The organism is Nostoc sp. UIC 10630 (genome assembly GCF_010747425.1).
Lineage (GTDB): Bacteria > Cyanobacteriota > Cyanobacteriia > Cyanobacteriales > Nostocaceae > Nostoc.
The window spans coordinates 1-13,090 of record NZ_JAAGOG010000071.1 but is presented as its reverse complement, the minus strand read 5'-3'; the positions used below and the strand labels follow the sequence as shown (position 1 = coordinate 13,090).

Below are 13,090 nucleotides of genomic sequence, written 5' to 3'. Positions count from 1 at the left end.
GTGGTTTTCCACAGACCACCAACCAATGACAAATGACCAATGACTCTTTTAATCTTCGTGATCGTCAAACGGATCGTTCAATTCCTTGCTAGGAGGGCCAAAAGAGGTATAAATTGAAATTCCGGTGATGGCAACCACCACGGCGGCCATAGAAATGCTAAGAACTATTGCGGGTTCCATAATTGAGGGATAGATGATGAGTGCTATTCTTATAGAATATTACAGAAGATTAAAAAAAGCTTTGGCAAGTAATATTAGGTGAACTATGGCACAAAGGACTAGGTTGGGAGATATCCTGAAACCACTTAACTCTGAGTATGGAAAAGTGGCTCCAGGTTGGGGTACTACCCCTGTGATGGCTGTTTTTATGGCGCTATTTTTTGTGTTTTTGCTGATTATTCTGCAACTTTACAATAGATCACTCTTAGTTCAGGATGTAAATGTCGATTGGCGGAGTTTAGGACGCTAACGGATACACCGCTATCAAGTTTGGATAACAAGTTAAGTTACACCCGGTTCTTCCGGGTTTTTTTGTGAATGGTCAGTGCATACTAACTATTGAGTAGACTACATAATATATGAGTTTCTGTAGTGGTTCTATAGTTGACAGGAGACAAAAATGAATATATTTGGTATCGGTCTGCCGGAAATGGGTGTAATTATGGTAGTGGCGCTGTTAATCTTTGGCCCAAAGAAGCTACCAGAAATTGGTCGGAGTGTAGGTAAAACAATCCGTAGTTTCCAAGAAGCTTCTAAGGAGTTTCAAAGTGAGTTTCAAAAAGAAGCAGAACAGTTAGAAGAAGCTGTCAAGACTACTGCTGAATTGGAACCTAAGCAAATCTACCCTGCTAAATCAGAGCAGGATACTACCGCTAGTTCTTCTCAACCTAGCTAGTAGTTTGTCTCATTAGTTACCAAGAGTGAACAAGTTCGTAGTAAGGACTTTAGTCCTGGATTTTAAGCACTGAAGTGCTTACTACAAACCCTCAAAACTAGCTTAGACATTGTACTAGTTGAGTGACGCATATCAATTGACTATAGGCAAAATGACAGAAGCTGTTACGCAACCAGCTTTGGTGATTCCACAACTAATTGTTGGTTTGGGGAATCCAGAAAGCAAGTACGACCAAACACGCCATAATATCGGCTTTGCTGCTGTAGAAGCTCTCTGCCGTTCTTGGCGCATTTCCTTGGCAGAAAACCGCAAGTTTCAGGGTGAGTATGGCGAGGGTATGGCCCCAGGTGGAGGTAAGATTCGCTTGCTAAAGCCGTTAACTTATATGAATCGCTCAGGACAGTCAATTCAAGCGGTGACAAGTTGGTATAAATTGCCACCTGAGTCAGTGCTGATAATTTACGATGATATGGATTTGCCTTTGGGAAAAACTCGGCTGCGCTTATCTGGTTCGGCCGGGGGACATAACGGGATGAAAAGTGCGATCGCACATCTGAGTACCCAAAATTTTCCCCGTTTACGAATCGGTATTGGTAAACCCAAAGGTGCAGCTAATAACGATGATTCTAATACTGTCTCCCATGTGCTGGGACGATTCTCCTCTGCCGAAAATCAGCAAATGTCTCTTGTACTTCAGTTCGTGGTTGAGTGTATTGAACTAAGTCTCAAGCAGGGAGTAGAAAAGGCGATGAATGTTTGTAATAGCCGCACCATTAATAATTCTGAGTCTTAGGGGCCAGTTTGTTTGCTAAAGGCGTTTATTTTGGTTGATGGGCAGCGATTTTAGCTTGCTCTACCCAACCGAAATAAAGCCTTTAACACGCTCTACACCCTAATTGAAGTGCGGCATAGTTTGCTTAATTTTTGTAAGAATAATGGCGATGTCTAGGAAGGGCTACGCCTAAGCGCTATTGCCTGTTTTAGGTCATAACCTCAAGCAACGCCATATTACACCAAATAGGTTTATTTAAAAGTTCTTTTGCGTCTAGCTGCCACTGCCTTACGTTTGCGTTTTTCAATGGGTGTTTCAAAGTGCCGATGATATTTCACATCAGCTAATATCCCAGCTTTGGAAACCTGACGTTTAAACCGACGCAAAGCTGAGTCTATTGCTTCATTCTCTCCAAGAATCACTTGGGTCATTCTTGCTTGTTCCTCATAATCAACATTTTCCATTGTAATAGTAGCCTCAACCTTAGTAAAACCCCCCGTTCTAAAGTCATTATTAAGAGGCTATCTATCCAGATGACACGGATTATGTGTACCTGTAGAACGTCAAATTGGCACTTAACTAAAAGTTAATTTAAGCGCTCTAATACACTCTCAGCAATAGTAAAGCAGATAGAGAAATTATAATGTCAAATTTTCCTGACTGTAATATGAACTGGCGACAATTGTAGTTTTGGCTACCATCGCAATCCTAAGTTATTCGTGAGATAGAAAGTCCCCAACTTCTGTGATAAGTTGAGGAACTTTGTCTTTCAATTCATATTAATTAAATAAGATTGCTATCGCAAATATGATAAAATTTGATTATATTTCAAAACTTTAAAAGTTGATTCTGCCCTCATTCAATAATTTATATCCAGTTGCTAATGCGCCGAAAGCAACAAATAGATTCCATAAGCTAGTTGATCTGAAAATTACTCCACCACTCAAGAAAACTAGTACTATCCCAATACCTAACAAAATCCATCCAAGCTGACTAGCTTCTCTGCGATAAAACACCAATGTAAACACACCTGCCATAATCGCTAATACGGAAGCTGTCGCTGGTAATCTGCTGGAAAAAGGTATGTAGTAACCGCTAACAAATATAATATTTTGACCAAAAAAGTATAACCCTGTGAAAAATAGGATTAAACCTATAAGTTTTATTAACAATCTGCCCATAATATTTTTATATTTTTAATGTCTGAAGCCAATTTTAACCCGATTTGTAGGAGAGTTTTTAAATTACTACTAAATTTTACGTAAAATTGATTAACTTTAAGTGAATATACTGTATCTCAGTCCAGACTGGCTAAAGATGTCAGTACAAGTAATGTTGATTACATGAAGTAGTCCTTGCCAGGGTGCGATCGAGGTGCTTTAATAGCGATGTCTGACGACAAGAAGTAAAGCTTCTACGCATTCCGCAAAATAGTTTTACTTAGAAAATTATGTACAAGACGCGCAGCGACTCGACATCGCTGCTGGTGTTCATAAAATTACAGACTCAAAACATTAAACTCTAAAGATATGACAAGCTAGTAGCATATCTTTGACACTAAATTCTCCCAAAAGCCGAATAGGAGCATACATGGAGCCAATTATTGCTATAGTTTTAGCCCTTATAGGTTATGCATTAGGTTCTGCAAAACTGATTAATCAAGGAAATGAGGCCCTAGTCGAACGTTTGGGGCGGTATCATCGGAAACTTAAACCGGGGCTGAACTTTATTGTTCCCTTGGTAGATCAGATTGTGATGGAAGATACTACACGAGAGCAGTATACAGACATCAAACCTCAGAATGTGATCACCCAAGATAATATTTACGTAGAAGTGGATGCTATTGTATACTGGCGCATTCGAGATATTGAGAGAAGCTTTTACGCGATAGAGGATCTGCAAGGGGCATTAACACAGATAACTACAACTACGCTCCGAGAAATCATTGCCCAAAATACCCTAGAGCAGACCAACGTCTCTAGAGCAGAGATGGACTCAGCTATATTAGATCAGTTGAATAATGTAACGGCAGATTGGGGAGTTGAGATTCTCCGGTTAGATATTCAGAGAATTACCCTACCTGAAAGTGTGCGAAAGTCTAGAGAAGAGGAGCAAGCCGCCGTCATCAAAAAACGGGCGCTAATTACCGAAGCAGAAGGGGAAAAGGAAGCTGCTATTAAGAAAGCAGAAGGAACTATGGCTTCAGTGCAAATCATTTCTCAAGCTCTCCGTTCCAATCCAGATAGTAGAGACATTTTGCGGTATCTCGTGGCTCAAGATTACGTAGATGCTAGCCAAAAACTTGGTGAGAGCAATAACGCCAAAATTGTCTTTGTCGACCCAGCTAACTCAAGTGAAATGTTTCAGGAGTTGATAGCTGAGTCAGTAACACAAGAAGGTAACGGCAAAAAAACCGAAGAACGGTAATACCTAGCAATCATGCTGTATAGGTTGTCTCAATAGGGCATCGGCTACTAGTGAAACATCGTGCATTTCTTGAACATCGTGAACTCGGAGGATATCAGCGCCATTAAAAATAGCAGCACAACAAGCTGCTGCCGTTCCCCAAACTCGTGCTTTGGGATCTGGTTGATTTAAAATGCGACCAATGAAACTTTTACGGGATGCTCCTACCAAGATAGGACAGTTGAGTTTTGTTAGCGATCGCAAGCCGCGAAAAATTTCTAAATTTTGCTCATAGTTCTTAGCAAAACCAATACCAGGATCAATAATAATTTTATCCAGATCGATGCCCGCAGTAGTTGCTGCCTCAATTTGCCGAGCCAAAAAACTAGAAATTTCACCGAGCAAATCTTGATAATCAGTCTGTTGTTGCATCGTCTGTGGTGTCCCACGGATGTGCATTAAAATAATCGGCACACTTAACTCTGCAACTGTTGGCAACATTTCTGAGTCAAAAGTGCCGCCAGAAATATCATTAATAATATCCGCTCCAGCTTGTACAGATGCCTTGGCTACAGCCGCACGGGTTGTATCTACAGAAATCGGGACTGAAATTTCTGGTCTTAGCACCTGTAACACCGCTAACACCCGGTCAAGTTCCTCTGCCAGAGTTATTTGCTTTGCCCCTGGCCGAGTTGATTGACCGCCCACATCGATAATGTCAGCACCAGCCGCTACGAGTGCTTGCGCCTGCACTAAAGCCGCAGAGGTAGTGTTAAACTCACCCCCATCACTAAAGCTATCAGGCGTTACATTCAAAATGCCCATCAAATAAGTTCGCTGTCCCCAATTGAAACAGCGTTCTCGAATTATTAAGTTGCTTGGCATAAATCTACATTAGGCATTCCCATGCAGAGCATGGGAACGAAAAGAAGGCACATTACACTAAGTGAAAATTCACAATCCGAGCGAAACTCTCAGGTTCTAAACTTGCTCCTCCCACTAAAACGCCATCGATTTCTGGTTGAGCCATGATTTCATCAATATTGTTTGGCTTCACTGAGCCACCATATTGAATTGATACATTTGGATTACTCAACTGGCTCCGAATTAAGCCAATTATTCGATTAGCTTCCACTGCTTCACAAGTTTCACCAGTGCCAATTGCCCAAATTGGCTCGTAGGCAATCACCAAATTATTCTGATCGATATCTACCAAACCTTTGTCGAGTTGGAGAGCAATCAGTGCTTCAGTTTCTCCTGCATCTCGTTGTTGTTTAGTTTCACCAACACAGAGAATTGGAGTCAAACCAAACCTTTGAGCAGTTCGGAGGCGCAGATTAACAGTTGCGTCCGTTTCACCAAAGTATTGCCGTCGTTCGCTATGACCGACAATCACAAAGCGTACACCACTTTCTGTCAGCATTGGGCCAGAAATCTCACCTGTATAGGCTCCAAATTCTTCCCAATGGATATTTTGTGCCCCCAGTTGGATGAGGCTACCGTGCAAAGTTTTGGACAAAACACTCAAATTAGTGAACGGAGGGCACAATATAACTTCTCGCCCTTGGGGGGTTTCCTCTAAGTGGGGCAGAAATCCTTGTAAAAACTCCTGGGTTTCTGCCTGGGTTTTGAACATTTTCCAGTTGCCGGCAATAACGATTTTCCGCACAGGTAATTTAGTCAAGATTCTAACGTGCTATTTAGATGCATTTTTCAGTTTATGACTTTTTGTTATCCATTAGTCATTGGTCATTGGTCATTGGTCATTAGTCATTAGTCATTAGTCATTAGTCATTAGTTATTCTTTTATGCACCACTGCCCCCCTACTCCCCAAACCCTTGTTAAAAATAACTAGGATAAGAGACAGGGGTAATTTAAAAATCCCAAAATTTCAAACCTCATATTGATATGACCTCGATATTACCTGTGCCTGAACCTGATCAAAGCGATTCTGCTAACACTGACGCAAATTCTCTCAGTTGGGAGGAAGAACTGGATAGTGCTATTTTCAGTTTTGAAGACATTCAGACAGAACTGAACTATAAACAAGCACAAACCGCGCTGCGAAACTTAGTAGCCAATCTCGACCTCACCCCCCAAGAAAAAACTGGATTGGAAACAGAAATTGCTGATTTGGAAACCATGCTGGGGAAGTTAGACCGCATGGTGGTGCAGATTGCAGCTTTTGGAATGGTAGGACGTGGTAAGTCTTCGCTACTCAATTCTTTAGTTGGACAAACAGTATTTCAAACTGGGCCGCTGCACGGTGTCACCCAAACTGCACAAACAGTTAATTGGACTATTAGTGAGGAAGCGATTGGAGAAACTGAACGGGCTTTACGGGTTACTCTCCCTGGTGTAGGTCAATCGCAGGTGGAATTAATTGATACTCCTGGGTTAGATGAAGTAGATGGTACAACCCGTGCCGCCTTAGCTGAACAGATTGCGAAACAAGCGGATTTGATTCTGTTTGTAATCTCTGGCGACATGACAAAGCTAGAATACGCCGCCCTTTCTCAGTTGCGGGAAGCTGGTAAACCGATAATTTTGGTGTTTAACAAAGTAGACCAGTATCCAGAAGCAGACCGGATGGCGATTTATCACAAAATCCGGGATGAAAGGGTGCGGGAATTACTCACGCCTTTAGAAATTGTTATGGCTGCGGCATCGCCATTGGTGAAGACGGCGATTCGTCGTGCTGATGGTACTAGGGGTATACAGTTGCGTACAGGAAATGCCCAAGTTGAAGAATTGAAGCTGAAAATCTTGGAGATTCTGCACCGTGAGGGTAAAGCCTTGGTTGCTCTTAATACCATGCTTTATGCCGACGTTGTAAATGAGCAGTTAATCGAGCGAAAACTGATGATTCGGGAACAGAATGCCAATCAGTTGATTTGGAAGGCTGTGATGACTAAAGCATTAGCGATCGCACTTAATCCCGTAACTGTGGTAGATATTCTGAGTAGTGTGGTCATTGATATTGCCCTGATTTTGGGTTTATCTAAGCTTTATGGCTTCTCTATGACTGAATCTGGTGCTGTACAACTGCTACAAAAAATCGCCCTGAGTATGGGCGGAATTGGTGCTAGTGAATTGTTGGCAAACTTGGGTTTGAGTGGATTGAAAACTTTACTTGGTATCTCTGCAACAGCTACAGCAGGTATTGCCCTTGGCCCTTATATATCAGTGGCACTTACGCAAGGGGGAGTAGCTGGTGTTTCTTCTTACGGTATTGGGCAAGTTACCAAAGTTTATTTAGCCAACGGCGCGACTTGGGGGCCTGATGGGCCAAAAGCAGTAATTAATCGGATTCTGGCAAATCTGGATGAAACCTCAATTCTCAACCGGATTAAAGATGAATTACTTCATAAGGTAAAACTCAGAAAGTGATGTATAGATTTATTTCAACTGCTGGTATTTTCCTCAAGCCAAGCGACTAAATCAGACACATTTGAAAATGATGATCCTGTGACTTTAATACTAGACAAAGAAGCAATTTAAGTATATACACCAAAAAAGAATAACAGAAGCCTATAGACAGTGGAGTTCTAATTGATGAGAGAATATTAAATTAACCATCACAAAAGTTTAAATTCATTCATCATGGCGAAAATCCAGTTTTCTAAAGGTCTTGACGAAGTAGTAATTCCAGAAGTGCGGCTGACGCGATCGCGCACTGGTGACAGTGGTACAGCCACGTTTATTTTTACGAATCCGAAAATTTTAGATCAAGGTAGCACCGAAGATATTACCGGGATGTACTTGAGTGACGAAGAAGGCGAAATAATTACCCGTGAAGTGAAGGCTAAATTTATCAACGGGAAACCGGAAGCATTAGAAGCACTTTACGTGATGAAATCTGCCCAAGAATGGGAACGCTTTATGCGCTTCATGGAACGGTATGCTGAAGAAAACGATCTTGGACTCAGCAAAGCTGAAAAATAAATAGTGTGTAGGGTGAATGGCGAATGGCTTATGTTGTTTTTTCATGTCCAATGCGCCATTCTCCGTGCCCAATTGCCCATTATTAAAAGTTAAAACCCTTAATCCATGACACAACAACCACATCCAGATTCGTTTGCGATTACGGTAACTTGCGCTGTGGTTACTGTCAGCGATACACGCACACCCGAAACAGACAAAAGTGGTCAGCTAATTCAGCATTTACTCTTTGGTGCTAACTATGCTGTTGGAGCCTACACGATTATCAAAGATGAACCAACACAGATTCAAGAGCAGATAGAAAATTTGGGTAAAAGCTCAAATTTGGATGCTGTAATTTTTAATGGTGGCACAGGTATTGCGCCAAGAGATACTACTTATGATGCCATTGAGAAGTTATTGGAGAAAACTTTGCCGGGATTTGGTGAGTTATTCCGTTTTTTAAGTTATCAAGAAATTGGTTCGCGAGCGATCGCTTCTCGCGCTGTTGCTGGTGTGTATCAAGATAAATTAATCTTCTCGCTTCCTGGTTCTAGTAATGCTGTGCGGCTGGCGATGGAAAAACTGATTGTGCCTGAACTCACTCACTTGGTAAGTCAGCTTTGTAAGGGAGTGAAATGAGCAGCCTTTGAGGGAGGTGCCATAAAACTAAGCTATGAGGCACTGAAATCATCCTTTCTATCCTTACATCTTGAGACTACCCAGAATTATAGTGAAACGGATGAAATATTCATATCAAATAAGCAATGCAGTCTATTTACTGGAATTGCATAATTGCTCACAGCATCACTGCATTTTCATACTTTGGCATCCCCGCATTAATAGGGATTTTCTTCGCCAAAACTAGAGCAACTATCCCTTCTAAGTTTTGGCTAGCCTTTTTATTATCAGGTGGATTCGTACTACTTTGCGGATTTCATCACTTTTTGGCGATTTTTGAGACACATTCGGCAATATCGCTGTTGCACTTAGTTGTGCTTGATGTAATGGCGTTTGTTTCTTTGTCTGCCTTACTCTATCTAATGCCAACCGCTTATCAAATTGTAGAGGCGATCGCCAAATATCAAGAAGATACCCGCGAACTTCAACGTAGCCAGCAGATGCAACGGCTATTTCTAGATCAGGGCCCGTTTCTAGCCTATATCAAAGATGAGCAATCTAGAGCGCTTTACTATAACCAGGAGTTACAGTCTAGATTTTCGGTAGATTCACAAGAATGGTTGGGGAAAACGGATAGTGAATTCTTACCAGATCCAGAAGAGGGGCGGCGGGTAATGGAAAACGATCGAGTCGTTTTAAAGACTCTACGCCCCTTAAAGCTGATTGAAGAGGTAAAGGTACCTGGCAAGAATCAGCCATGTTACTGGCTATCATTTAAGTTTCCGTTTAGCGATGGCGCAACAGGCGATCGCCGCATCGGTGGGATCAGTATCGAGATTACAGAATCTATAGAAGCACAGCGATCGCTCACCGATCTAAATCGGCAATTAGAAGAAAAAACACTGAGATTAGAAGCCAAAAAACGGGAAATTATATATCTCTCAGATATGGCAGATATGCTTTATTGCTGCGAGTCTAAAGATGAGATGTATCAAGCAGTCGCTTTAACCTGTTCCAAGCTGTTTCCTGATATGAGTGGTTGTATCTGTATAATTTCTAATTCTAAAAATTATGTTCAGATGACTAGTATTTGGGGAGATGAAAGAATCAGAACCAGTAAAGAAATATTTTCACAATCTGATTGTTGGGCATTACGGAGAGGTAAAGTCAACCTTTTATCTTCTGGTAAATCAGGACTGGTATGCAACCATTTAATCCAGCCTGTTAGCGGTACACATCTGTGTGTTCCATTGTTTGGGCAAGGCGAAGTAGTCGGGATTTTACACATTTATGCCCTTAAAGAAATCAGTCCAGAAGAGCAACAAATTAGTGAGATTATTGCCAGAACTTTAGGCTTTGCACTAAATAATCTATCGATCAAACAACGTCTTACCCATGATAATTTGCGGGATGGGATGACCCAACTATTTAATCAAAGCTATATGGAAACTATACTGGAACAAAGGCTAGCGGAGGCTGAAAGGTCGGGACAACCTCTTAGTGTTATTTTTCTAGATATCGATAACTTCAAATCTTATAACTCGCGCTATGGGCATGTGACTGCCAATATTGTTATTCAGGAATTAGCAAAACTACTATTAAAATCTATTCGCTCTTTTGATATTCCTTGTAGATGGGGTGGTGAAGAATTTGTGATTGTCATGCCTAATATGACGCTGGAAAATCTCAGGAAGCGAGTAGAACAACTAAGGCTAGATGTTGAACAAATGCAATTGAAGGATGGCGATCAGATCCTTCAAGGGATCACCGCCTCTTTTGGAATAGCTGTATCAGAAGCAGGGATTACAGTTAAGGATTTTTTGAATCGGGCAAATCAAGCGATGCTTGAGGCAAAGCGCACAGGGAAGAATCGGGTTATGGAGTATGTAAATAGGTACGATTAAAATAATTCGTAATTCGTAATTCGTAATTCGTAATTCGTAATTCTGTAAGCGGTGGAATATGAGTGGAAAGAAGCTTAGTGCAATTTCGCGTTTCTACGAGGGTTTTAGATAAAGCATTTTCCCGTATTAAAAAACAACTCCCTGAAGATGTGGGAGTTGTTTTTTATCTTTTACTATTTTCTCAAAACATGATTCAGAATGGAGCGATGCCTGCGGCGAGATGCGCCTACGCCAAGCAGATGGCAGCCAAAATAGCCGCGATAACATAAAATACTCCAACCACTTGCAATTCTGACCAGCCAGTGAGTTCTAAATGATGGTGTAAGGGTGCCATTTTAAAGAGGCGCTTGCCTTTGCCATCAGGGCCTTTGGTGGCTTTGTAATAACTTACCTGTGCCATCACCGAAAGGGTTTCTACAAAGAAAATACCACTGAGAATGAACAGTGCTACTAAGGTGTTTGTCAATAGCGCTACAGCAGCTAATGCTCCTCCCAGTGCGAGGGAACCGGTATCTCCCATGAAAACGCGGGCTGGGTTACGATTATGGGCTAAGAAACCTAAGCAACCACCACTTAAAGCCGCACAAAAAACCATCAACCCTGGTGCTGTAGGTGCAATTAAGGCACCTAATGCCAAAAGTGCGATCGCTACTGTTCCGGCTGCCAAGCCATCAATGCCATCTGTTAAATTAGTCGCGTTACTTTCTGCAACTAGCACAAAACCTGCTATTGGCCAAAATAGAAATCCTAATGGTAGTGTGAAGCTGACCCAAGGTAAAGCAATATTTGTAATATTAGAAGGTTGATTAAACATTAGCCAGAGACAAAATACTGCCGCAAAACCAACTTGCAAAGCAAGTTTTGTTCGGGGAGATATACCTTTATTTGATTTCCGGCGCAGAATTTGCCAATCGTCGAGCCAGCCAATCAATCCGTAGCTGGTTGTCAATGCCGAAACTGCAAGGACATCTGTAGCAAAATTGGACAATATGCAGGCAATAATTACACCTACAGGGATAAAGAATATACCTCCCATTGTGGGAGTGCCTGCTTTTTTTAGATGTGCTTGGGGGCCATCTTCGCGGATTATTTGTCCAGTTTTGAGTGCTTGGAGTAAAGGTATTACCCAAAAGCCAACCACACCTGAACCCATAGCACACAACAGCAGTGGCAGGGTTAGCGACATACTTTGCCAGGGTAGCCTGTTGGCCATCGAATCCAAGAAAAATGCTGTTGTACCTAGCCCGACGGCTAATAAAGAGGCTAGTGCAATTCCAGAAATATTTAATCCTTGCTCAGGAGATAATTTAGCGTCCACAGAAGTTTCCCTTCACTCCACACTTATTAAAATTGAATATCAGTCGCTAGGGATACTACCAAGTCCCTAGCCTGAAAAGGCTAATCCTCGGCGATTCCTATATCGTCATCATCATCAAGGTCGTAGCCAATCCCATCTTCTACACCCATTAGGGAGTCTATTTCTTCTTCCCCATCTTGAAAATCCGGGTCGTGAACGTCACGTGTTATGATCCGACCTTTATTTTCCAACCAATCCAACAAAGAGGACTCTGGCTTGAGGGGGATGACATGGGCTCGCTGGTTACGGGGTTCTTCACGTAATGGAGAGTTCAACATATCAAAGAAGACAAGAAAAGGTTTACGTAAGTTGACATTTAGAGTCTATCACTTGACACGGATTTATTTAGTTATCTTTTCAACCCTTTAGTGAATAAATCCGCATTCAGATAGAAATTTTTTATTTAATAGGCATAAGGCTTAAGTCAAGCAATTCTTAGTAAGTTTTATGGCTCTACACATAGGTTATGAATATCTTGTTTATGCTGATGGAAAGTGACTGATTTTAGAGGTGACAGGCGATGATGGGAAAAGCGGCTCTCATGGATGCGATCGCTGGTACAAATCGCGGTCTACTGGCGACTGAAGCACAGAAACAAGCTATCTTAGCTGCGATCGCCAATTTAGAAGACTTTAATCCTACACCCCGCCCGGTGGAAGCTGGTAATTTGCTAGATGGTAATTGGCGATTACTATACACCACTAGCAAGGCTCTTTTAAATTTAGATCGTCTACCTTTTTGTAAACTGGGTCAAATCTATCAGTGTATCCGGGTAGAGACTACCAGTGTTTACAACATAGCTGAGATTTATGGCTTACCTTATTTAGAAGGATTAGTCAGCATTGCTGCTAAATTTGAGCCAGTTTCTGGTCGGCGTGTCCAAGTGAAATTTGAGCGGTCTATTATCGGCTTACAACGTTTAATAGAATACAATTCTCCGGGAACTTTTATCCAACAAATTGAAGAAGGTAGAAAATTTCCGGCGATTGATGTTGCCATAAACAGTGATAAACAGCAAGGCTGGTTAGATATCACTTATATAGATAACGATCTGCGGATTGGCAGAGGCAACGAGGGGAGCGTGTTCATATTGAGTAAAACATAAAGTTTGTACAAAAATACTAATTGCGAATGAAGTTAAGCTATAATGTCAACCTTGTCAAGTAGGGTATGATACCTTTTTAAATTTTGGGTGGGTAGTGGGGTAGGAAGC

General features: G+C 41.6%; 16 protein-coding genes. 9 read left to right on the top strand and 7 right to left on the bottom strand.

Features of this window, described 5'->3' with window-relative positions; genetic code table 11:
• Positions 1–48: 48 nt before the first annotated feature.
• A complete protein-coding gene (gene psbN, locus G1O98_RS17790) occupies positions 49–180 on the bottom strand; it encodes a photosystem II reaction center protein PsbN (protein WP_012410654.1) in 132 nt (43 codons plus the stop codon).
• 85 nt (positions 181–265) lie between these two features.
• On the opposite strand from psbN, the gene psbH reads away from it, so the two are divergent.
• From psbH to pth, 3 genes are all read left to right on the top strand, one after another.
• On the top strand, positions 266–469 hold the full coding sequence (psbH, locus tag G1O98_RS17785; protein WP_094327589.1) for a photosystem II reaction center protein PsbH: 204 nt from the start codon (positions 266–268) through the stop codon (positions 467–469).
• A gap of 150 nt (positions 470–619) precedes the next feature.
• Positions 620–895, top strand: coding sequence for a TatA/E family twin arginine-targeting protein translocase (locus G1O98_RS17780; protein ID WP_163930123.1), 276 nt, complete (start codon positions 620–622; stop codon positions 893–895).
• A 151-nt stretch (positions 896–1,046) separates the two neighbouring features.
• Complete coding sequence (pth, locus tag G1O98_RS17775; RefSeq protein ID WP_114082826.1) at positions 1,047–1,688, top strand: aminoacyl-tRNA hydrolase; 642 nt, start codon at positions 1,047–1,049, stop codon at positions 1,686–1,688.
• A 230-nt stretch (positions 1,689–1,918) separates the two neighbouring features.
• Here the strand turns inward: pth and rpsU are convergent, their stop codons facing one another.
• Together rpsU and G1O98_RS17765 are read right to left on the bottom strand one after the other, a co-directional pair.
• Positions 1,919–2,098: a 30S ribosomal protein S21 gene (gene rpsU / locus G1O98_RS17770; protein ID WP_012410658.1), complete on the bottom strand. Its 180-nt coding sequence runs from the start codon at positions 2,096–2,098 to the stop codon at positions 1,919–1,921.
• Between the two features lie 405 nt (positions 2,099–2,503).
• Positions 2,504–2,848: a hypothetical protein gene (locus G1O98_RS17765; protein ID WP_163930121.1), complete on the bottom strand. Its 345-nt coding sequence runs from the start codon at positions 2,846–2,848 to the stop codon at positions 2,504–2,506.
• Between the two features lie 409 nt (positions 2,849–3,257).
• Here G1O98_RS17765 and G1O98_RS17760 point away from each other — a divergent pair, with 409 nt between their 5' ends.
• Complete coding sequence (locus tag G1O98_RS17760; protein WP_163930119.1) at positions 3,258–4,094, top strand: SPFH domain-containing protein; 837 nt, start codon at positions 3,258–3,260, stop codon at positions 4,092–4,094.
• Between the two features lie 3 nt (positions 4,095–4,097).
• Here G1O98_RS17760 and folP read toward each other — a convergent pair whose 3' ends face one another.
• Together folP and tpiA are read right to left on the bottom strand one after the other, a co-directional pair.
• Positions 4,098–4,958 (bottom strand): dihydropteroate synthase, encoded by an 861-nt coding sequence (gene folP / locus G1O98_RS17755; RefSeq protein ID WP_163930117.1) that lies wholly within the window; start codon positions 4,956–4,958, stop codon positions 4,098–4,100.
• Positions 4,959–5,010: 52 nt separating this feature from the next.
• Entirely contained in the window at positions 5,011–5,742 is a 732-nt protein-coding gene (gene tpiA / locus G1O98_RS17750; RefSeq protein WP_163930153.1) for a triose-phosphate isomerase, read from the bottom strand.
• 240 nt (positions 5,743–5,982) lie between these two features.
• Here tpiA and G1O98_RS17745 point away from each other — a divergent pair, with 240 nt between their 5' ends.
• The 4 genes from G1O98_RS17745 to G1O98_RS17730 all read left to right on the top strand — a co-directional run bounded on the left by G1O98_RS17745 (position 5,983) and on the right by G1O98_RS17730 (position 10,520).
• Entirely contained in the window at positions 5,983–7,464 is a 1,482-nt protein-coding gene (locus tag G1O98_RS17745; RefSeq protein WP_163930115.1) for a GTP-binding protein, read from the top strand.
• Between the two features lie 213 nt (positions 7,465–7,677).
• Positions 7,678–8,019, top strand: a complete 342-nt coding sequence (gene psb28, locus G1O98_RS17740) for a photosystem II reaction center protein Psb28 (RefSeq protein ID WP_114082820.1) — start codon at positions 7,678–7,680, stop codon at positions 8,017–8,019.
• 105 nt (positions 8,020–8,124) lie between these two features.
• A complete protein-coding gene (locus tag G1O98_RS17735; RefSeq protein ID WP_163930113.1) occupies positions 8,125–8,637 on the top strand; it encodes a MogA/MoaB family molybdenum cofactor biosynthesis protein in 513 nt (170 codons plus the stop codon).
• Between the two features lie 125 nt (positions 8,638–8,762).
• The gene (locus G1O98_RS17730) at positions 8,763–10,520 is read left to right on the top strand and encodes a diguanylate cyclase (RefSeq protein WP_163930111.1); all 1,758 of its coding nucleotides are present in this window, start codon (positions 8,763–8,765) and stop codon (positions 10,518–10,520) included.
• Positions 10,521–10,746: 226 nt separating this feature from the next.
• On the opposite strand, the gene mraY is transcribed toward G1O98_RS17730, so the two are convergent.
• Together mraY and G1O98_RS17720 are read right to left on the bottom strand one after the other, a co-directional pair.
• Entirely contained in the window at positions 10,747–11,838 is a 1,092-nt protein-coding gene (mraY, locus tag G1O98_RS17725; RefSeq protein WP_163930108.1) for a phospho-N-acetylmuramoyl-pentapeptide-transferase, read from the bottom strand.
• A gap of 80 nt (positions 11,839–11,918) precedes the next feature.
• Positions 11,919–12,155, bottom strand: a complete 237-nt coding sequence (locus G1O98_RS17720; protein ID WP_012410288.1) for a DUF3134 domain-containing protein — start codon at positions 12,153–12,155, stop codon at positions 11,919–11,921.
• A gap of 242 nt (positions 12,156–12,397) precedes the next feature.
• On the opposite strand from G1O98_RS17720, the gene G1O98_RS17715 reads away from it, so the two are divergent.
• Positions 12,398–12,982, top strand: a complete 585-nt coding sequence (locus G1O98_RS17715; protein WP_163930107.1) for a PAP/fibrillin family protein — start codon at positions 12,398–12,400, stop codon at positions 12,980–12,982.
• Positions 12,983–13,090 lie beyond the last annotated feature (108 nt).

Coding starts and splice junctions, on each gene's coding strand:
- psbH (WP_094327589.1), top strand. CDS start 266: ATGGCACAAAGGACTAGGTTGGGAGATATCCTGAAACCACTTAACTCT.
- pth (WP_114082826.1), top strand. CDS start 1,047: ATGACAGAAGCTGTTACGCAACCAGCTTTGGTGATTCCACAACTAATT.
- psb28 (WP_114082820.1), top strand. CDS start 7,678: ATGGCGAAAATCCAGTTTTCTAAAGGTCTTGACGAAGTAGTAATTCCA.
- G1O98_RS17730 (WP_163930111.1), top strand. CDS start 8,763: ATGCAGTCTATTTACTGGAATTGCATAATTGCTCACAGCATCACTGCA.
- psbN (WP_012410654.1), bottom strand. CDS start 180: ATGGAACCCGCAATAGTTCTTAGCATTTCTATGGCCGCCGTGGTGGTT.
- folP (WP_163930117.1), bottom strand. CDS start 4,958: ATGCCAAGCAACTTAATAATTCGAGAACGCTGTTTCAATTGGGGACAG.
- G1O98_RS17715 (WP_163930107.1), top strand. CDS start 12,398: ATGATGGGAAAAGCGGCTCTCATGGATGCGATCGCTGGTACAAATCGC.
- G1O98_RS17720 (WP_012410288.1), bottom strand. CDS start 12,155: ATGTTGAACTCTCCATTACGTGAAGAACCCCGTAACCAGCGAGCCCAT.
- G1O98_RS17745 (WP_163930115.1), top strand. CDS start 5,983: ATGACCTCGATATTACCTGTGCCTGAACCTGATCAAAGCGATTCTGCT.
- G1O98_RS17780 (WP_163930123.1), top strand. CDS start 620: ATGAATATATTTGGTATCGGTCTGCCGGAAATGGGTGTAATTATGGTA.
- G1O98_RS17765 (WP_163930121.1), bottom strand. CDS start 2,848: ATGGGCAGATTGTTAATAAAACTTATAGGTTTAATCCTATTTTTCACA.
- rpsU (WP_012410658.1), bottom strand. CDS start 2,098: ATGACCCAAGTGATTCTTGGAGAGAATGAAGCAATAGACTCAGCTTTG.
- G1O98_RS17735 (WP_163930113.1), top strand. CDS start 8,125: ATGACACAACAACCACATCCAGATTCGTTTGCGATTACGGTAACTTGC.
- G1O98_RS17760 (WP_163930119.1), top strand. CDS start 3,258: ATGGAGCCAATTATTGCTATAGTTTTAGCCCTTATAGGTTATGCATTA.